Raw genomic sequence first — 19,967 nt, forward strand, 5'->3', positions numbered from 1 at the left:
CAGATTCCGCGTCACCACGGACACCCTTGCTCTTGGCTAACCTCTACTTCTGTCTTCGGGGTTCGGGACTTGCACCCTATAGTTCATGCACATGCCGGGCACACCTGAAAAGCTGTAAGAATCTATGATTCTTACAGCTTTTTTATTTCTCCATGGGAACTTGTGCCCTCCTCAAAGTAACACTTTATTCACCTTTTTCATAAAAAGAATGTATTCGATTTACAATTCAACCACCTTATATTATAATCATTATAAATTAATAATTATTATTCATAAAATGAAGCGCAATTGAAAACTATTATCATAACTTAATTCATTTTGATTTTGATAGTGATATTCATTATCAAAAGGAGGCTTATATGAAACATTCTAATCGAGAAAATGATTACCTAATTGAGAAAATAAAGGAACATGGCGAATTGATTGCCGCTATTGCCTCAGGTCTCATCATATTACTTGCCTGGCGAATGGAATCCACAGGTTTGTCCACGGCTTCTGTTATTGCTTATTTAACGGCCTTTGTCATTGGTGGTTATGCAAAAGCAAAGGAAGGTATACTGGATACTCTTCAAAACAGGAACTTAAATGTAGAATTGTTGATGATTCTAGCAGCAATTGGTTCATCCATAATTGGTTATTGGACAGAAGGAGCCATCCTTATCTTTATCTTTGCACTAAGTGGTGCTCTTGAAACCTATGCCATGAATAAAAGTCATCGTGAAATCACTTCCTTAATGAAATTACAGCCTGAAGAGGCATGGCTGGTTCGAGGTGGATTTGAGCCGATAAAAGTAGCTGTATCTTCATTAGAGGTTGGAGATCATTTATTAATTAAACCCGGTGAAAGAATTCCTGTAGATGGGCATATATTCAAAGGCATTTCTTCAATCGATGAATCTACTATTAGCGGCGAGTCTCTGCCGATTACGAAAGAAATTGGCGAAGAGGTGTATGCCGGGACAGTGAACTTGAATGGGACGCTGACTGTCAAAATGACAAAGCCAAGCTCAGAATCACTTTTCCAAAAAATTATTACCCTTGTGCAATCAGCACAAAGCGAAAAATCCCCTTCCCAACAATTTATTGAACGCTTTGAGGGGACTTACGTAAAATTTGTTTTACTTGCCGTAATTTTAATGTTGTTTCTCCCCTACTTTCTACTCGGATGGGACTTTACAACAACTTTTTACAGGGCAATGGTATTATTGGTAGTCGCTTCTCCATGTGCGTTAGTGGCTTCGATCATGCCAGCAACATTAGCAGCAATTTCGAATGGTGCTAAAAACGGGATTCTCTTTAAAGGCGGCGTGCATTTAGAACATTTAAGTGTTCTGAAACTATTAGCCGTAGATAAAACAGGTACATTAACTTTCGGAACACCTGTCGTGACGGATGTGATTGTTAGAGGATCTTTAAACGAGAGAGAAACTATTGCCACTTTAGCGTCCATTGAATCACAATCGAACCATCCATTGGCGCAAGCAATTACAAAATATGCAAAAGAACGAAATATCCACCATACTCAAGGGATTGAAATCGAAGATGTACCAGGATGGGGACTTAAAGCAAATATTCTAGGTTCCACTTATCTAGTTGGAAAGCCTGATTTTGTAGGAAAAGATGAGGCTCAGCAATACGCAGACCATGCAGCTGAAAGATTTACTGAAGAGGGTAAAACGGTGATTTTTCTAAGAGATCAAGAAGGCATTGCAGCACTAGTTGCCTTGAAAGATACGGTGCGTGATGAAGCAAAACAAGCAGTAAAGCTTTTAAAAGAGCAAGGCATCAGTGTTACCATGCTTACGGGTGATAATAAAAAAACAGCCAAGACTATTGCAGCTGAAGCTGGTGTAGATGAATATATTGCTGAATGTTTGCCTGAAACGAAAGTTAATTATGTTAAAGACTACTTAGCAAAATACAAAAATGTCGGAATGGTGGGCGATGGCATTAACGATGCCCCAGCTCTGGCAACCGCTACTGTTGGAATTGCCATGGGTGGAGGAACCGATGTGGCTCTGGAGACAGCTGATGTCGTCTTAATGAAAAATAATTTATCCAAAATTGCCTACGCTGTTTCTCTATCCAAGAAAATGCAAAAAATCGTAAAGCAGAATATAATATTCTCCATTGTGGTTATTGCTTTATTAATTATTTCTAACTTTCTACAAATAGTGGATCTGCCCTTTGGTGTAATTGGCCATGAAGGTAGTACGATTTTAGTTATTTTAAATGGATTGCGAATGTTAAAGTCATAAAGAATAAGGAGGTGTCTCGCGACTCATGAGACACCTCCTTATTTGCGACGAGAGTTTAACTACAGTCAAAAAAAGAGCCTTCGCATTTAACTGCGAAAGCTCTTAATTTTATTATTCTTTATAACCCTTTTTCACTAAACTTCTTTTATGCATGGTTGCATTTAATAATCCTCCAAAAATGAGGATCATTCCTGTAAAGTACAGCCAAAGCATTAGGATGATTACCCCGGCGATACTTCCATAGGTTGAAGCATAATTTCCAAAATTATTGACATAGACAGAAAATCCGTAGATTAGTGCAACCCATGCGATTGTGGAAAAAGTTGCACCCGGTAAAGTGCTTAACACACGCAGCCTCGGATCTGTATTTGGAATAATCCAGTACATTAAGCTTAAAACGACGAAGATTAATGCTGGTGGAAGAATCCATCTAATCATTTCCCAAAAGCTAGCGAAAGTCTCTTCAACCCCTAAAAAATCAAACAAATTATAGGCAAACTGATGGCCGAATATGGAGATGAACAAAACAATCAAAATTACGGCAACAAGGGCAATAGTAAATACCAATGACATTCCTCGATTAATCAACCCGGACTTTGGCTCTGTTTCATAAGCTCCATTCAGTGTTTTGATTAAGGCATTTACTCCCCTTGAAGCAGACCAGATTGTACCTAAAATACCTATAGATAACAACCCACCGCCATTATGCGTTGTTAAAATTTCAGTCAGGGTTCCTTGTGTTAATAAAAAGACTTCTGTCGGAACCATCGTTTGAATGAAGTCAAATACATAGTCCTGATCCAGATTTAGATAGGGCAATAAGGTCACGATAAATATTAATAAAGGAAAGAATGATAATAAGAAGAAGTAAGCTAATTGAGCTCCCATACCCGAAATATCAACGTCTTTCATCCTTACAATTAAATCCTGGAAAAAGCCTTTTGTCGTGGTTACATCAATTTTGGACTCATCCGGGTCTACAAAGGATTTAGCTATGGATAATACATTATCATCATGCGGTTTTTTCTCTACACTCACAACTTGCCCACTCCCCCTTGGTCCACTTAATTCAAATTTTCAGGCAGAATAATTTCACTCTTTGTTTCTTTGAAGCTATTTTGGACACTTGCAGGAATTTCTTTTACTTCTTCAATTTTGCTTGCAATTGCATTAATATTTTCTGAAGTATTCACATATATTTTTTGTGCTGCCTCTACTTTTTGTTCAATCATTTGTTGTAGCTCATCTCGATTTTTGGCATAATAAACAACTTGATCCTTCGCTTTTTTTGTTGCTTCTATAGTATGTTCTCTCGTCTTCCGGTCAAACATACTAACAATCGCACCGACAATGGCACCTGCTACAATTGATTTCACTAATTTACTTTCACTCATATTTTTTACCTCCTACACAAAGTTAAAACCCATTTATTATGGTAATATTTTCTTTACATTACCCATTGTATTAAAAATATAATCCTTTTTGAAGTTAGCACTAATTGTTATTGACAAAGAAGGGCATTGAATGGAATGATAATATGGATACTCTTGAAAGGTGGGGATAAAATGGATTTAACTAAACCATCAAAAGAAAACGTTTCTTATATGATCGAGCAAATTAAAGAAAAACTACGCATGGTAAATGTTGACGCTATGAAATCAGAACATTTCACAGATGAACATTATGAAGATATATTGTATCTTTACGAGATGGTGATGAAACGCAACACATTCAGCCCAAGTGAAATGCAAGCTATCGTTTCAGAACTTGGCACATTAAGAAAATAAAAAAAGTTTCCGACGCTAGAGTTCTTTCTAGCGAGGAAACTTTTTTTATGAGTAAAATTTTACTGTTTAAGTTTTTTTAAAAGTTGTAATTGAGTTTTATTTATTTTGATTTAGCGCTACTGCGATTGCTGCTCCAACTCTTGCATTATTTTTAACAAGGGCAATATTTGCTTCTAAAGATTTACCTTCAGTTAATTCTTTCACTTTTCCAAGTAAAAATGGTGTTACATCTTTCCCTTTAATGCCGTTTTCTTCGGCTTCAACTAGTGCTCTTTCAATAATTCCATTGATGAAACTTGCTTCTAGGGCTTCTTCTACAGGAATTGGGTTTGCAATTACTGATCCTCCTCGTAAACCTAAATCCCATTTAGCTCTCATCATATCTGCTACTTCTTCAGCAGAATCTAAGCGGATGTTTACAGAGAACTCACTTTCTCTCGTATAGAAAGCCGGCAACATATCTGTTCCAAAGCCTACAACCGGGACACCTTTTGTTTCAAGATATTCAAGCGTTAAGCCGATATCTAATATCGATTTTGCTCCAGCGCAAACAACAGCCACATTAGTTTGAGATAGCTCTTCCAAGTCAGCAGAAATATCCATTGTCGTTTCTGCGCCTCTATGAACCCCACCAATACCACCTGTAACAAAAAGCTCGATTCCAGCAAGCTCAGCTGCAATCATTGTTGCTGCTACAGTAGTAGCTCCAAGTTTTTTCGTTGCAAGTAAATAGCCTAAGTCACGACGTGAAGTTTTCGCCACATTATCCGCATTGCCGAACATTTCAAGCTCTTCATCTGTTAAGCCGATTTTAATTTTCCCGTCGATGATTGCAATCGTCGCTGGTACTGCTCCATTGTCTCGGATAATTTGTTCTACTTCTCTTGCTGTTTGAACGTTTTGTGGGTATGGCATCCCGTGTGAGATAATTGTAGATTCTAAAGCTACAATCGGTAACCCTTTTTCCTTTGCTTCTATAACTTCTTGTGAATAAGATAAGTATTTTTCCATGTTAGTTATTCCTCCAATTATTTAATTCATCAGCTGTAATATTTTGTCTGACTGTTTTTTCTGACTGCAAGGTTTTCCTTGCATTATCTTGACCAAATTTCACTGCACTCATAAAGGGTTCTTCGTTTAAAATCCCATGCATAAAACCGCCGACAAAAGCATCACCTGCTCCTGTTACGTCAATAATCTCCGTTGTTTTGGCTGCCTCAAAATAAAATACGCCTTCTACATTTCCAACCATGGCTCCTCGATCACCTAAAGTTAAGATGACATTACTGGCCCCTTTTTCCAAGAGCATTTTAACAGCCTTTGAATAATCATGGTCGTTTAATAATCGAATATTCAGATACGCTTCGGCCTCATCACGATTACAGATGAAATAGGTTACTCCGACTAAATCATCAGGCATATTTTTGATTTTCGGAGCAGATACCGGGATTATTGCGAATGGAATTTCTCTTGAACATGCAAGGTCTTGTAAGTACACGATTGTTTCCTTAGGACAGTTTAGGTCAACAATTATACACTTTGCATTACTTAAAAGTGGCTCGTGCTTTTTTATTACAGATGGCAGCAAGGAATCATAAATTGACATATCTGCCATCGCCAGAATTAATTCCCCACTAGAATCTAATACTGCACTGTACGATCCTGTTTTTGCCTCGGACATAACTTCCACATAATCAAGATTTACAAATGCCTGACTTTCCTTTTCAATGAACTTGGCACCTTGATCTTGCCCTAGAAGTGTAATAAGCTTCACTTCATTGCCAAAACGCCCTAAATTCTCTGCAATATTTCTTGCAACTCCCCCAACACTTTCCGTTACGGTAGATGGGTTGGAAGTTCCATATTGTACGTACCCATCAAGGTGAAACTTGCGATCGACATTCGCTCCACCAATTGCAAAAATCGAACTTCTATCAGGTAATACATAGGCACGCCCTATAATCTCACCTTTTCTAGTTAGCCCAGAGATAAGATTAGCCAGAGCCGGACGTGACATATTTAAGGCTTCTGCCATTTCTTGTTGTGATAAAAAAGGGTTGTTCTTAATCGTTTGAAGAACGAGTTGCTCTTTTTCATTCACTAACCATTCACCTCAATATATAAACATTTGTTTAGAATTATAAACTTTTGTTTGATATTAGTCAAATGAATAATGAATGGATCATTAAAGGATAGGAGTTTAAACAATTATCGTTACAAACTATTTTCCTCTTGAATCGTCGCAATAACTCTCACTTTACTACCGTTTGCAGCAGTTTTCTTCTTGAATCGTCATAATAGCCCCAACTTTTCTACCGTTCGATGCACTTATCGTTATGAATCGTCCATTTACTCCAATACTAAATTTGCATTCACAACGTACTAGTCAAATATTACCCCCTAATCAACTTAATCGGTTTTTTAACAACTTAATACCGATCGTTCGCAATTACTGCAACAACAAAAATAATTAGCAGCAGCATTTACCTGATTTCCTTAACGACAAAAAAACCCGAAAGTATACCTACTTCCGAGTCCGTATGTCTATCATTTTATTCATTTACTTTACTGCCATCTTCTTGTACCAATTGTTGTATAAGTACTTCTACGCGGCGATTTTGAGTTCGTCCTTCAGCCGTGTCATTTGATGCTATAGGATTAAATTCACCGTATCCCTTTGCACTAAAATACTTTGGATCAAGCTCTGGATTATTATCAATAATCATCTTCATCAGGTTAACTGCACGCATTACTGACAGCTCCCAATTTGAACTAAACTCTGCTGTACTTTGTGGAATATTGTCTGTATGTCCCGTTACCACAATATGTCTTGCTGGATCTAATTGCAATATTTTAGATAATTCATCAGCAATTGCAATATAATCTTCCTTTACATCTGCTTTCCCTGGATCAAATAAAATACTATCTCGTATTGTTATTAATAATCCCTCATCGGTCATTTTTGTTGCGAATGTGCTCTCTAGTTCATTAACCGCAATAAAGGTATCTAATCGTTCTTGAATTTCCTGCAATTCTCTTTGATCTTGAAGATATGCCGCTTCCTCTTCAGAAACTCCATCGACTACGGTATTCGGTTTTTCCACCACAGATGTATGGTCCATAACACCAGTCCCACCGTCCAAAATCTCATTAAACACATTTGACATCTTGGTAAGTTTCGCTTGGTCGACCGAACTTGAAGCAAACAAAACGATAAACAGGGCTAACAGCAGTGTCATTAAGTCAGAGTAAGGCAATAGCCATGATTCATCAACATGCTCATCATGCTTTTTCTTTTTAGCTTTCTTTGCCATTACCACCCGCCCCACTTTCGTCCGTGATTTTACGGCGCTCCTCCGTTGGTAAATAAGATGCTAGTTTTTGTTCAATAACGCGAGGGGCTTCACCTTCTAATACCGATAAAATCCCTTCAATCATTAAACTCTTTAATTTTACTTCTTCTGCAGATTTGCGTTTAAGCTTATTTGCAAACGGATTCCAAAGTACATACCCTGTAAAAATACCAAGTAAAGTCGCAACGAACGCACCTGTAATGGCATGTCCCAATTTATCGATATCATTCATATCCCCTAAGGCTGCCATTAAACCAACAACTGCACCAAGTACCCCTAAGGTTGGCGCATATGTACCTGCTTGCGAGAAAATTAGTGCACCACTTGCATGTCTCTCTTCAAGTGCTTCCACTTCTTCTGTCAGCACATCACGAATATAATCAGCATTTTGACCATCAATTGCCAGTGTTAACCCGTTCTTTAAGAAAGGATCCTCTACTTCACTTGCTTTACTTTCAAGTGCCAACAACCCTTCACGGCGGGCTAAATCCGCCCACTGAGAAAACATCTTTATAATTTCAACTTCATTTGTAAGCTTTTGTTCAGTGAAAAGAATTTTAAATAACTTAGGTACTCTTTTTAACTCACTCATCGGAAACGCCACTGCAATTGAGGCGATTGTCCCGACAATTATTATTAAAAAGGCTGCAGGGTTAATTAAAATACTTAAGCTTGCACCTTTTACAACCATTCCGACAAAAACAGCAATAATTCCGAGTATGACCCCGACTATCGTTGATATATCCATATATGTTCCTCCAAATCTTCTACTACTCTTTTTTTCGACAAAGAATCTGTTTTTTTTACAGTCAGATGACAGAATGATTGAAACAAGTTAAATTTATTTCAAAAATTCTTCAAATTTTCGAGATATTATTACTCAAGATGGCAAAATTACTTGCTTATGTTGCAGTAGTGACAATACTTATAAAAAAAATCATAACAGGCGTGAAACAAAATCTGTTATTTTTGCGATATTTATTATTTCTGCTCATAAATTTTATGAAAAGGCATTCATACATAGAGCCTACATGAAATTGGCAAGAGAATTTTTCGTTTCTCCTTACAATTCCTAATAGATATATAGTATAATAAGTTCCAATGACAATTGTTAATTTAGAAAGGAGTCTTTCAACAATGGGTATGTTTATTTCAACTGTAACTGGCTTTTTCGTTGTGTTAATGATTGCTATGGCAATGTTCATTCACTATTTACGCGTTGGATTAGATTCTAAATCTTCAGTACGAATCGATCCAAAACCAACTGAAAAATTCTAAAAATATTAAGTCGGCAAAATTCTTTAACGAGTTTTGCTGACTTTTTTCGTATATAATGATTTTATATAAATGAAGAATAGGAGTTGTAGAATAATGGGAACTTCACTAAATGAAATTCTTAGCTTTAATGAGTCTTTTGTTAAATTCAAACAGTATGAGCCTTACATCACATCCAAGTATCCTGATAAAAAATCGGTCATCTTGACTTGCATGGATACTCGTTTAGTTGAATTACTTCCAAAAGCGATGAATATGCGTAATGGCGATGTGAAAATTGTCAAAAGTGCCGGGGCTCAAGTCAGTCATCCTTTCGGTGCTGTTATGAGAAGTATATTAGTGGCTGTGTATGCATTAAAAGCTGACGAAGTGTATGTGATTGGACATCATGATTGTGGCATGAGCGCCATTGATCCAGATGTGATGATTGGAAATATGCTGGAACGTGGGATTAACGAAGATATCATTGATACCGTTAAGTATTCAGGAATCGATTTAGTTGAATGGCTTCGTGGTTTCGGGGATGTTTCGACAAGTGTATTAAAAAGCGTCGATATGATTCGCAATCACCCTTTAATGCCAAAAATGACACCAGTCCATGGACTTGTCATCGATCCGAATACCGGTAAATTAGAATTACTTGCCGACGGAAATTCATACTTAGAAGATAATAATAGTACTGAAACAACAGTCTAAAAATTAATAAAAAGACGGCTATCCTAAAAAATGCAATTGCTTCTTGCAAATCGCATTTATTTAGGATAGCCGTTTATTTTCTGAGATCATCTTGGAGTAATGAGTAAAGATAATGATCTTCCCAACTTCCATTAATATACAAAAGCTCCCTTAATAGTCCCTCTCGAACAAATTGAGCATTTTCTAGTACTCTGATGGAACCAGTATTCTTTGGCGATACATATGCTTCAACGCGATGCAATTTTACATTTCGGAATGCAAATTCAATAACTGCATTAACTGCTTCTGTCGCAATGCCTTTTCGTGTGTATCTTTCATCAATTGAATAACCGATAAAAGCACTATTGTATGGAAGTCGTTTGATCGCATACAAAGAAATATGTCCAATAAGTACGTTACTTCCCTTAGGGTAAATTCCAAATGAGTATTCACGATTTGCACGCAGCAAATGGATACTCTCTAATATTTTTTTAAACTGTGCTTCCTCTGTGTAAAATTCCTCTTCATGCAGCGGCTCATGGATGGACCAAAAATATTTATTTCTTCGCATGAGCTCAGCTAAACTTTTAGCATCGGATTCTACAAAGGTGCGTAATAATAAGCGATCCCCCTCAATTTTTACCAACTTATCACCCTTTTTATGTAATAAATTCAAAAACTTTTTAACCATCATCAGAGGTACCCTAAAGCCTTTCTTGAAGTTTCTTACAAATTATCACTTTTCCATCATTTTGCACATCATCTATTTCTTTATTCAAGCTGTTTTTATTTATTCCTGCTTTTCTAATCTAAAAGTTGTTATTCGCTAACCCTCTATGCACAGCTACTTGCTTTACATGTTGAAATGTTTCTCTTAATACTTTTATGCGAGCATAATGCTTATTATTTCCTGAAACTAATTTCCATGGTGCGTTAATTGAATCCGTTTGTTGGAACATTTCATTCGCACATTTCACATATTCATCAAACTTTTCACGATTACGCCAGTCTTCTTCAGTCAATTTCCATGACTTCATTGGATTTGTTTGACGTTCTTTAAAACGGGATAATTGTTCATCTTTACCTACATGAATCCAGAACTTAATAACAATATATCGGTCATCCGTCAGCATTTTTTCGAAAGTATTTATTTCATTATACGCTCTTTCCCACTCATTTTGATTAGCAAACCCCTCCACTCTTTCTACTAATACTCTTCCATACCATGAACGGTCAAAGATTGCTATTTGGCCATGTTGAGGGAGCTTTTCCCAAAAACGATGCAAATAATGATAGCTCCTTTCATGGGTTTGAGGTGCAGAAATTGGGTGAACGAAAAAACCACGTGGATCAAGTGATTGTGTTAATCTTTTAATCGCACCACCTTTGCCAGCAGCGTCCATACCTTCGAAGGCAATGATTAGACCAATTTTATTTTTAAATAGAAGTTGCTGAATCTTCAACATTTCATATTGGAGTATTTCTAGTTCTATTTTGAACTCTTTTTTATCCATAGTTATATCTAAATCTAAGTCTTCTATTTTCTGCATCATTACCACTCCTGTTTTTTTACTATCTATTATACAAAAATATGTATGTTATTGGAAAATGTTGTTCAAAGCTTTGTAAATGTATATAATTTTATAGAGGGGAGAGGAATGAATGAGTCGATTAATCTTATTATTTACTTCGGTCATTGTAGCTACACTCTTTACAATAAATGCATTTTGGCTACAGTTAAATGGGCATTCAACAATCGATATTATAAATCGATTGCCATTATTATTTGCACCAGCAAATTATGTTTACTACATATGGATTGTTATTTTCATATTTCTTTTCCTTTGGATTTATAATTATACCAAGTTACGTCGGACTGATTTCTTTATCACGAATTATCAAACAATCTTGTTCATGCTTGCAGTGGTTCTGCAAATTGCCTATCTATGGAGCTGGCACAGTGATTATTTCATTATTTCAACTGTGATTTTATTAATGCAGGTTGTTGTGTTATTCGGCCTTTATTTTTCATATCCATTGAAAAAGGAATTGTTCACAGCAAGAATGCCAATTGCCATTTTCTTTAGTTGGTCGACCTTCTTATTGCTCTTACAGTGCTGCTACCTATTAATAGAGTATCAATGGTCGGGATTTGGAATAAGTAACGCTCTTTGGGCAGTCATTATAATGACCATCGGAACGGCCATTGCACTTCATCTTAGGTACCATCATTTTGATACCGCTTACCCAATTGTCTTTAGTTGGTGTTATATCGGAATTGCAGCTCAGAACGGATTTAATGAACTATTAGTTACGACTGCTGCTCTATTCTTAGCTGGCGTGATGGTTGTGGGCGTGTTCCTTATTAAAAAGGCATATCATCCCCCAAAATAGAGGACATTAAAAAAATCCTGAACACTTGAAATGAGCTCAAGTGACAGGATTTTTTTTAGTCTTCAAGTTGTGTAATAATAATTGGTTTGTCTTTTGTTACTACAATTGTATGTTCAATTTGTGCAACAAGTGATTGATCTGGAGTGATAAATGTCCAACCATCACCAGCTTCTACAATATGCTCAGCTTTTTCTGAAATAAATGGTTCTACTGCTAACACCATTCCATCTTTCAAAATAGTAGTATCCCACGCATCAAAGTAGTTTAAAACGTGCTCTGGCTTTTCATGTAATGCACGGCCAACACCATGACCCGTTAAATTCATAATCACTGTTAATCCATGATCTCTCGCTTCACGTTCAACTGCCTTACCTATCTGATTCAGCTTTGAACCCGCTTTAACTTTTGTCATGGCACGGTCAAAAGCAGATTTTGCTACTTTACATAGTTTTTCTTTTTCTGGATGTCCATCTCCGACTACAAAAGAAATTCCTGTGTCAGCAAAATAGCCATCTAACGAACCCGATACATCGATATTCACGATATCACCTTCGTTAATGACACGAGAACCAGGGATACCATGAGCTACTTCATGGTTTACACTAATGCAAGTGTATCCAGGAAAATCATACTCGCCTTTAGGACCAGAAATTGCTCCTGCTTCGGTAAACATACGACCACCAATTTCATCTAATTCTTTCGTAGTGATTCCTGGTTTTGTTGCAGCTTTCATAGCCTCACGAATTTCAGCACAGATTCGCCCAATTTTTTTTAACGCTTCTAACTCTTCTTTAGTTTGTACAATCATTTTAAATGTTCCTTCTTCCTATTTACATATATCTCTATATAATATACCACAATCATAACAAATTATTGGGCATGTAATCTTGATTTAAGGGTTGTCTGCATTTAATTTACTTCTAACCATAAGTGTTTTCCTAATAAAGAATATATTAAGTATTATTACGCGAGCGGACTAAGCACACAAGCCACAGAGCCGACTTGTGGTTAAGATGGCGTTAATCCGGATCACAAACAGATCTCACTCTTATTTTTCATTTACAATGCGCTTTATACACCCTTATGAGACTAAAAAAGACGACCTAAATATTAGGCCGTCTATATATTTTTATTTCGATTTTAAAAGTCTGGGTGCTGCTGTGAAAAGTAATGAACCGGCAATTGCTGTCAGGATGATAGCTGGAATCATATAGGAGCCATTGTAAATTAATGTATAGACCCATACGTTCTGGTCCCCAGCGTATTCACTAAAGAAGACAACACCAGCAAGCGAGTGGGCTGCGTAACGCAACAAACCGCCTAGAACGATCCCTAATACAATATAGAGAACGATATTTTTCTTATCAACTTCATTGGCCGCTTTTATAATTTGCTTTCTGAAAACACCGGCTGAGCCGACAACGGAAAATGCTACTACATAATCGAGTAACGCTTGTGCCCAGTGCAAGATATAAGCACCAAAGAGCATTTGCAAGACTCCAATTAATAATCCAGTTGTCATACCTGCTAGCATTCCCCACCGAACCGCTATAATCAGGATCGGTAACATAACAAAGCTAATGGATCCGCCTTGTGCCCAAAGCGAAAAGGAAAATTGGTCCAACACCACACCGATTCCCGCGAAAATCGCAATCTCAACGAGCATTAATAATTTTTTATTGTTCATAACAAATCTCCTCTCTTTAAATCCGCATTAGAACCTAAGAGAAGGAATAGAAATCATCTAGTCCAACACATCAAAACTCTACTAGACTCATTTTTCCAAATAAAAATGACGTCAGGACAGAGCCTAAACGCCAATTGGAGTCGGTTTCTATCCACATCCCTACGCAAGTACTAACTTACAGGTTCATAGAGTTAGTGCAACAAGTGCACAATCTCAGCTGACTTCATCAGCTCCCCTTGTGGTAAATACATTTTATTTAATTGTTTGAACATAACTTATTGTATCAAACTATATGTACTTTTCAACTAGAATATGAATACGAATCCGTTTTATTGTCAATCACTTCCATATATAATAAAGCAAAATGCACGAGGTGAATACATGGAAAATAATAAAATTATATCTGCTCTTTGTTATGTGAGTCTTTTGTTTGCACCCTTTTTGATGCCCTTAATCGTTTATGTGGTCATCAAGGATAAGGAAGTAAAATATCATGCAAAACGTGCTTTCATATCTCATTCAATCCCTACCACCCTTTCCCTTCTTATAGCCATCTTAGGGTTTATAGGGGTATTTTCTGTGAATTATGATAATATGAATGGATTCATTGGAATAATGTTTGTTCTGATGGGAATCTCCTTTCTTATAACAATTGGGATTATTATCTGGAATTTAGTGCAGGCATATCGATTGTTTCGGATAGGTTTCTAAAGTGGCTTTAATGGGTATACAGTTTATAAGGCTTTAAAAGGTGAAGGAGTGCATTGCTATGAATTTTGGTAAAATTGTTCGAACAGTTATGAAAGTGGCACCCATTGTATATCCCATCGCGAAAAAGTTTCTGGCAAACCGAAAATCTACTAAGGCAAGATTTAAAACGAACGGCAGAGACTACTAGTGTCTCCGCCGTTTTTTCACTTCAGAAGGATAGATGTTTTACTATAGCCTTCTTTTAATTTTTCTACCTGCAGAATAGCAGGCATTGCAGCTTTCAACTCGGATACGTGAGAAATGACCCCTATGATTCGTCCTGATTTCTGAAGGTCGATTAGTGTATCGATTGCTTTCATCAGTGATTCCTCATCAAGCGAACCGAAGCCTTCATCAATAAACATCGTGTCTATTTTCACATTTCCTTGGAAGCTTTGAATGACATCTGCCATTCCCAGGGCCAGACATAAGGAAGCGTTAAATTTCTCTCCACCAGATAATGATTTCACATCCCGGGACTGTCCAGTGTATGTATCATACACATCTAAGCTTAGACCACTTTGGCGGCCATGTGATTCTTGCCGATCAGAACATTGCAAATAATATTGTCCGTTCGATAGATTTTTTAAACGAATATTGGCTGCTTCCGTAATTTGCTCCAAATACCCCATTTGTACATATCGTTCAAAGGAGATCTTTTTACTATTTTGTCCACGCAATAAATTGTGCAAATCAATTATTTGACTTGATACTTCTTCCAGCTTAAATATTTTATCTGCCACATGGTCCAACTTCTCAGAGAAATTGATTGTTTGGCGTTCATATTCTTGCGAGCGATTTAGTGACTGAAGTGCATTTTCATACTCAAGTTTAAGCTTATTCAAAGTTCCTTCAACGAGTGTTAGATCTATTTTTTCTTTTCCTTCTAATTCTTCACTATCTTGCACAACCTGAGTTGTTAGAGTATGAAGGTTTTTCGTAAACTCAAAATATTGATTCTGCAATTGATTAATTTGATCATCACTTCGAATAGAAGTTTCAAAATGCTTGTAATTTTCAAAGCCTGCATGGAGCATAGATCGTTTAAATTCTTCTTTTGCTTGAATGAGCTTTTCTTCTAGATGTTCAATCTGTTTCGTTGTTTGATTTACTACTTCTTCTGTTGTTGCTACAAACTTCTCGACGTCGTGTAAGTGCTTTTGTACATTTTCCCATCGAGAAACTAACGTTTGCTTGTGCTTTTCTGCTTTTGCAAGTGCGCTGTGTAATAGTGAAATATTTTGTAAATCACCAGGAATTTCCTTTTGTTGTTCTGTTAGAACTGTACTTTCTTTTAGGAGCTGTTCTTTCGTACGGTAGTGTTTTTCCTCTAGCTGTTTTTGTTTTTCTTCTAATTGTTCATATACTGATTTTACCTGTTTAAGATTCTTCTTATAGCTTACGAGCTTTGCATCGTCGTTTTTCAATTGCTCTATTGTTAAATTAAGGACATTAAATTGCTGAATAAATTGTGGTTCTTCCTTAATTGGCGCATTTAGTCTCTCAAGCGCTTGTTCACACTCCGTTACCCGTGCTACTAGGGCGCTTATATTTGCTTCAACTCTATATTTCTTTTGCTCAACCTCTGATAGACTCATTTTTAACTTTTTAATTGTGGTTTCATCAACGATTTCAGTGTGTTGACTACTAATTTGTCCGTGTTCAGTACTGCCGCAAACTGGACAAGGTGAGCCTGGCACTAAACTCGCTGCAAGTCGGGATGCCTGATTTGCAAGCCATTTCCCTTCCTCTAATTCGTAAATCTGCATAGCAGACTGGTACTCTTCCTCCACATTATTTGCCTTCACTTGTAAGGCATGTAAGTCAGTCTTTAACTTACTGTAGTTTGAGAAAAGGTTAATTACTTCTTTTAAGTTGCTCTGCTTTTCCAGTAACTCATTAAAGTTTCCCGTTTTTTCTTCCAGCTGTTCGATTAGTTGGTTGAGCTGAACAACTTTCAGCTTTTCCTCATTAAGCTGCTTTTCGATTTCCACTAAGGCAGATCGGGCTTCCTTTTCTGCAAACTGTAGTGATTGGACCTTTTTACTTAATACTTCAATTTGTTCATATCTCGGCAATAATTTTTGTAAATCATTTAAGTGTTGAGCAGCATAATCTCTTTCCTCTTGTTTAGCACTCTCGATCTCAAATGCTTTATTTGCTTCATCCAAATCCTTCTTTGCTATTTCCAGCTTTTGAACGACATTTTCTAAATGGCTCTGCTTTTCCACCTTTTCCTTGTGTAGAGCATGGCATTGCTGATTTAAAGGCTGTATTTTACTTGCCCGATTAGCAGCCTCATACTCGTTTTTCATCTGTTCATAAACACCTTTTTGTTGCTCTAGCACCTGTAGATTTCGCTTTCTATTTTCAAAGGTATCAATTCGTTCATTAACTGCTTTACCTAATGCATAATGGTCTTTTTGCTCATTAAGTTTTGTTTCAACCTCTGAACAGATTTTGCGGTCTTCTTTAATCTTTTGTTTGTAATAGTTGTATTCCTCATCCAAAGCATCTTGGATTTGATAGACATTAGACTCTTGTGCAAGCACTGCAAAAAGTAAAGAATCACGTTTGGGCAGGGCCCCTTCGATTTGAGAAATATAACTCTTTTTTAAAGTACGGGCTCGATCTAACTCTATATCTGCTTTTCGTTTCTTTTCTTCAAGCTTTTGAGTCATTTCCCCATATCTGTTCGTTTTAAAAATTTTACGTAAAATTTCTTCTTTATTATCAGATTGAGAAGTTAATAGCTTGCGAAATTCACCTTGCGGCAGCATCACAATTTGATTGAATTGATCATAGGATAACCCAATTAGCTCTTCTATTTTTTGGTTAATATCCGTAACTCTTTGCCTTTCGACTATTGCGGCTTCTTGTCCATCATTTTGAATCTGAAACAGCTCGTATTTTTCCCCTGTAGCAGTTTTTCGGCCCTCTTTTACATGCGGAAGCTGTCGTAGAACACGGTAGGTCTTACCACGGATTGCAAACACTAACTCGACCGCAGTATGAACCGAATCTTCTGCAAAGTCACTTCTTAACGTTTTTGTCTCTTTTCGGTCCTGTCCACTTCCAAAACCATATAAAGCGAAGCAGATTCCATCAAAGATCGTTGTTTTTCCTGCACCTGTTGAACCGGAAATTACAAATAACCGGTTGTCTTTTAGCTCATTGAAATCAATCACTTCTTCATTTTTATATGGCCCGAAAGCCTTCATTGTCAGTTTAATTGGTTTCATTTCACTACCACCTCTTTCGAAATTTCACGTTCTTCACTTATCATTTCTTGTAAAATCTCTTCAAACAGCTGAGTAGCCATCTCACTTGGCTCTTGACCTGAAATTTCTTTATGAAATGCCTTAAATAAGCTGAAGTCATCCATCTGTTCTCTTCGAACGCAAGGCTCTTCCCCTTCAACTATTTCTCGTGGAAGAGCTTTGCGTTCGACATGCATCGCATTAGGATAGACAGTTCGTATTTGCTCCATTGCGCCAACAACAGGTGTTAAGTCAGTTAGTCGAACAAAGACATAATCCTCGCTTATAGAAGTTCTTAAAATCTCTTGAATTGACCCTTCAACAATTCGCAAATCTCGTCTTGGGATTAATCGACGCTTTTCAATAGAGACTTGTCCGAATTCGTCTAATTCAACAATCAAATAACCCTTTTCATGATTGGCTTCAGAAGATGAATATTTTAGGGGCGATCCTGAATAGCGTATTGTTTCATTTAATACATAATGTGCTTTATGCAAATGGCCAAGTGCTGTGTAATGGAATGGCTCAAAGTATTCTGCACTCACACATTCTGAACCCCCTATCGCTAAAGGCCGTTCAGAGTCACTAGTGTTGTCTAGTTTTTCTCCATAAGGGGTTACAAAAGCATGTCCAATAAAGACATGTCTTTTAGACTTGTCCATTTTTTCTTCGATTTTTTCTACGATTTTTTTCATCGCGTCATCATGGGTACTAATGGAGCCGTCCTCATATACACTTTTCACTGTAGAAGGTTCAGTGAAAGGAACTAAATGAAAATGAACTTCTCCAAACTCATCATTTAGAATGATAGGTTGTAAATCCGTTATATCTCCTGCGATGTGTAAGCCAGTTTCTTTCATCAATTTACTTCCAAATTGAAGTCGTGTTGGGCTGTCATGATTTCCAGCAATACTTAACACAGGCACTTTTCGTTTCAATACAATTTCAGCTAAAATTTCGTCCAATAAATCAACAGCTTCTATAGGAGGAAGTGCACGGTCATATAAATCGCCAGCAATTATGACAGCATCTGGTTGTTCTTCGTCAATGGCTTGTAAAAATTGCTCCAATACATAGCGTTGGTCGTCCGTCATATATACACCTTGTACAAGCTTCCCTAAATGCCAATCAGCGGTATGAAATAGTTTCATTACACTTAAGCCTCCATTTGAAATGTTTTTTTCTATTATAACATCTTTCGATAAAAAAAGACCGATTCCTACGAACAAACATTCGTAAAAATCGATCATATATGGAATGTAATTTATGGTTACTCTTGAACTAAATTGGACACTCTATTAAAACGCCCAATTCCCTTTTCGGAAGATTGGTTGCTCCGTACCATCAGCAAAGATCCCATCGATATCCATCTCCGCGCTGCCGATCATGAAGTCGACATGGGTAATGGAGACGTTAATGCCAAGAGCTTCTAATTGGCCTTCCTCAAGATCTTGACCACCTTCAAAGCAAGTTGGGTATGCTTCACCGATTGCGAGATGATTTGAGGCATTTTCATCAAATAATGTGTTGTAATATAAAATTCCTGATTCTGAAATTGGCGATTTGTGTGGAACAAGGGCAACTTCCCCTAAATAGGATGACCCTTCATCTTGATTGATTAATTCTTGCAATAAATCGTTACCTTCTTCAGCATGAGCTTCGACAATTTTACCTTTTTCGAACTTTAAAGAGAATTGATCAATAATATTCCCCTGATATGCTAAGGGCTTCGAACTGGTTACAACCCCATTTACTCCATATTTAGCAGGCAAAGTAAACACTTCTTCTGTTGGCATATTAGCAATGAATGTTGTACCTTCCGGTGTTTCACTACTACCAGAAATCCACAAATGCTTCTCAGGAAGCTCGATTGTTAGGTCCGTTCCCGGTGCTTTGTAGTGTAATTTCGCAAGTTTCATATTGTTTAGTTGGGCTGCACGGTCTTGTAATGTCTCAATATGCTGCAGCCAGTTACTAACGGCTTCCCCTTCGCCTATGCGAACTGTTTTGAAAATGGCTTCCCATAAAGCAGGCATTTGCTCAGACTCAGGTAAATCCGCGAACACCTTTGCAGCCCATTTCTTTGATGGAACAGCAATGATCGACCATGCGATTTCATCGTTCATAATCGCTTTACGATAGCGAACCAGGGCTGTTCCGGACGCTTTTTCCTGGGCAGAAATACGAGAAGATGGAATCCCTGCCAAAAGGTCTGGATCCTCTGCATCAATCCATAAGAGGGCCCCTTTACGTTCAATTAATTCGTGTCTTTGGGCAACAGTCCATTTCGGGAACTTACTAAATTCTTCTTCAGCACCAGATTCATAAAAAGAACGTGTAATTTCTGGATCTATTAGGTTTACTTGGACTCTACTTGCTCCTGCTTCATAAGCTTTTTTCACTACGATACGTGTAAATTCTAGTGTATCCGTAGTTGTATTGATCAATAAATATTGCCCCTTTTGAATGTTGACGCCAACTTTTACAGCTAAATCCGCATACTGCTCCAATTTCTCCTCAAAAGTCAT

Annotated in this window: 20 protein-coding genes and 1 riboswitch; of the genes, 7 read left to right on the plus strand and 13 right to left on the minus strand. The window is 37.2% G+C overall.

What is annotated here, in order from left to right; all coding sequences use genetic code 11:
* Nucleotides 1–359 precede the first annotated feature (359 nt).
* On the plus strand, nucleotides 360–2,258 hold the full coding sequence (locus ACFQU5_RS15190; protein WP_390289486.1) for a heavy metal translocating P-type ATPase: 1,899 nt from the start codon (nucleotides 360–362) through the stop codon (nucleotides 2,256–2,258).
* Nucleotides 2,259–2,369: 111 nt separating this feature from the next.
* On the opposite strand, the gene ACFQU5_RS15195 is transcribed toward ACFQU5_RS15190, so the two are convergent.
* Together ACFQU5_RS15195 and ACFQU5_RS15200 are read right to left on the minus strand one after the other, a co-directional pair.
* Nucleotides 2,370–3,296 carry a YihY/virulence factor BrkB family protein gene (locus tag ACFQU5_RS15195; RefSeq protein ID WP_390289489.1) on the minus strand — a complete coding sequence of 309 codons (927 nt, stop codon included), beginning with the start codon at nucleotides 3,294–3,296 and terminating at the stop codon, nucleotides 2,370–2,372.
* 26 nt (nucleotides 3,297–3,322) lie between these two features.
* A complete protein-coding gene (locus ACFQU5_RS15200; protein ID WP_390289492.1) occupies nucleotides 3,323–3,652 on the minus strand; it encodes a YtxH domain-containing protein in 330 nt (109 codons plus the stop codon).
* 171 nt (nucleotides 3,653–3,823) lie between these two features.
* On the opposite strand from ACFQU5_RS15200, the gene ACFQU5_RS15205 reads away from it, so the two are divergent.
* Nucleotides 3,824–4,045 (plus strand): DUF1128 domain-containing protein, encoded by a 222-nt coding sequence (locus tag ACFQU5_RS15205; RefSeq protein ID WP_390289495.1) that lies wholly within the window; start codon nucleotides 3,824–3,826, stop codon nucleotides 4,043–4,045.
* 96 nt (nucleotides 4,046–4,141) lie between these two features.
* Here ACFQU5_RS15205 and ACFQU5_RS15210 read toward each other — a convergent pair whose 3' ends face one another.
* The 4 genes from ACFQU5_RS15210 to motA all read right to left on the minus strand — a co-directional run bounded on the left by ACFQU5_RS15210 (nucleotide 4,142) and on the right by motA (nucleotide 8,146).
* Nucleotides 4,142–5,056, minus strand: coding sequence for a pseudouridine-5'-phosphate glycosidase (locus ACFQU5_RS15210; protein ID WP_390289498.1), 915 nt, complete (start codon nucleotides 5,054–5,056; stop codon nucleotides 4,142–4,144).
* A gap of 1 nt (nucleotide 5,057) precedes the next feature.
* A complete protein-coding gene (locus ACFQU5_RS15215; RefSeq protein ID WP_390289500.1) occupies nucleotides 5,058–6,146 on the minus strand; it encodes a PfkB family carbohydrate kinase in 1,089 nt (362 codons plus the stop codon).
* 451 nt (nucleotides 6,147–6,597) lie between these two features.
* On the minus strand, nucleotides 6,598–7,359 hold the full coding sequence (gene motB / locus ACFQU5_RS15220) for a flagellar motor protein MotB (RefSeq protein ID WP_390289503.1): 762 nt from the start codon (nucleotides 7,357–7,359) through the stop codon (nucleotides 6,598–6,600).
* Nucleotides 7,343–8,146 (minus strand): flagellar motor stator protein MotA, encoded by an 804-nt coding sequence (gene motA, locus ACFQU5_RS15225; protein WP_390289506.1) that lies wholly within the window; start codon nucleotides 8,144–8,146, stop codon nucleotides 7,343–7,345. Before motA ends, motB begins: the two co-directional genes overlap by 17 nt.
* Nucleotides 8,147–8,535: 389 nt before the next feature.
* Between motA and ACFQU5_RS15230 the strand changes: the two genes are divergently transcribed.
* Complete coding sequence (locus ACFQU5_RS15230) at nucleotides 8,536–8,676, plus strand: hypothetical protein (protein ID WP_390289509.1); 141 nt, start codon at nucleotides 8,536–8,538, stop codon at nucleotides 8,674–8,676.
* Between the two features lie 93 nt (nucleotides 8,677–8,769).
* Nucleotides 8,770–9,369 carry a beta-class carbonic anhydrase gene (locus ACFQU5_RS15235; protein WP_390289512.1) on the plus strand — a complete coding sequence of 200 codons (600 nt, stop codon included), beginning with the start codon at nucleotides 8,770–8,772 and terminating at the stop codon, nucleotides 9,367–9,369.
* 73 nt (nucleotides 9,370–9,442) lie between these two features.
* Here the strand turns inward: ACFQU5_RS15235 and ACFQU5_RS15240 are convergent, their stop codons facing one another.
* Together ACFQU5_RS15240 and ACFQU5_RS15245 are read right to left on the minus strand one after the other, a co-directional pair.
* Entirely contained in the window at nucleotides 9,443–10,039 is a 597-nt protein-coding gene (locus ACFQU5_RS15240; protein WP_390289751.1) for a GNAT family N-acetyltransferase, read from the minus strand.
* A gap of 118 nt (nucleotides 10,040–10,157) precedes the next feature.
* Nucleotides 10,158–10,898, minus strand: a complete 741-nt coding sequence (locus tag ACFQU5_RS15245) for a polyphosphate kinase 2 family protein (protein ID WP_390289515.1) — start codon at nucleotides 10,896–10,898, stop codon at nucleotides 10,158–10,160.
* Between the two features lie 112 nt (nucleotides 10,899–11,010).
* On the opposite strand from ACFQU5_RS15245, the gene ACFQU5_RS15250 reads away from it, so the two are divergent.
* Nucleotides 11,011–11,742, plus strand: coding sequence for a tryptophan-rich sensory protein (locus tag ACFQU5_RS15250; protein WP_390289518.1), 732 nt, complete (start codon nucleotides 11,011–11,013; stop codon nucleotides 11,740–11,742).
* 55 nt (nucleotides 11,743–11,797) lie between these two features.
* Here ACFQU5_RS15250 and map read toward each other — a convergent pair whose 3' ends face one another.
* Nucleotides 11,798–12,550: a type I methionyl aminopeptidase gene (gene map / locus ACFQU5_RS15255; protein WP_390289521.1), complete on the minus strand. Its 753-nt coding sequence runs from the start codon at nucleotides 12,548–12,550 to the stop codon at nucleotides 11,798–11,800.
* Between the two features lie 321 nt (nucleotides 12,551–12,871).
* Nucleotides 12,872–13,429, minus strand: coding sequence for an energy-coupled thiamine transporter ThiT (thiT, locus tag ACFQU5_RS15260; RefSeq protein ID WP_390289524.1), 558 nt, complete (start codon nucleotides 13,427–13,429; stop codon nucleotides 12,872–12,874).
* Between the two features lie 139 nt (nucleotides 13,430–13,568).
* Nucleotides 13,569–13,676, minus strand: a riboswitch (TPP riboswitch).
* Between the two features lie 134 nt (nucleotides 13,677–13,810).
* Between thiT and ACFQU5_RS15265 the strand changes: the two genes are divergently transcribed.
* Together ACFQU5_RS15265 and ACFQU5_RS15270 are read left to right on the plus strand one after the other, a co-directional pair.
* Nucleotides 13,811–14,140, plus strand: coding sequence for a magnetosome magnetite crystal formation protein family (locus ACFQU5_RS15265; RefSeq protein ID WP_390289527.1), 330 nt, complete (start codon nucleotides 13,811–13,813; stop codon nucleotides 14,138–14,140).
* Between the two features lie 58 nt (nucleotides 14,141–14,198).
* Nucleotides 14,199–14,327 carry a hypothetical protein gene (locus ACFQU5_RS15270; protein WP_390289530.1) on the plus strand — a complete coding sequence of 43 codons (129 nt, stop codon included), beginning with the start codon at nucleotides 14,199–14,201 and terminating at the stop codon, nucleotides 14,325–14,327.
* A gap of 16 nt (nucleotides 14,328–14,343) precedes the next feature.
* On the opposite strand, the gene ACFQU5_RS15275 is transcribed toward ACFQU5_RS15270, so the two are convergent.
* From ACFQU5_RS15275 to ACFQU5_RS15285, 3 genes are all read right to left on the minus strand, one after another.
* Nucleotides 14,344–17,421 carry an SbcC/MukB-like Walker B domain-containing protein gene (locus ACFQU5_RS15275; RefSeq protein WP_390289533.1) on the minus strand — a complete coding sequence of 1,026 codons (3,078 nt, stop codon included), beginning with the start codon at nucleotides 17,419–17,421 and terminating at the stop codon, nucleotides 14,344–14,346.
* Nucleotides 17,418–18,590, minus strand: a complete 1,173-nt coding sequence (locus tag ACFQU5_RS15280) for an exonuclease SbcCD subunit D (RefSeq protein WP_390289536.1) — start codon at nucleotides 18,588–18,590, stop codon at nucleotides 17,418–17,420. The genes ACFQU5_RS15275 and ACFQU5_RS15280 overlap by 4 nt, the downstream gene beginning before the upstream one ends.
* Before the next feature lie 147 nt (nucleotides 18,591–18,737).
* Nucleotides 18,738–19,967 carry an aminopeptidase gene (locus ACFQU5_RS15285; protein WP_390289539.1) on the minus strand — a complete coding sequence of 410 codons (1,230 nt, stop codon included), beginning with the start codon at nucleotides 19,965–19,967 and terminating at the stop codon, nucleotides 18,738–18,740.

The organism is Ureibacillus sp. GCM10028918, assembly GCF_042666115.1.
Classification (GTDB): domain Bacteria; phylum Bacillota; class Bacilli; order Bacillales_A; family Planococcaceae; genus Ureibacillus.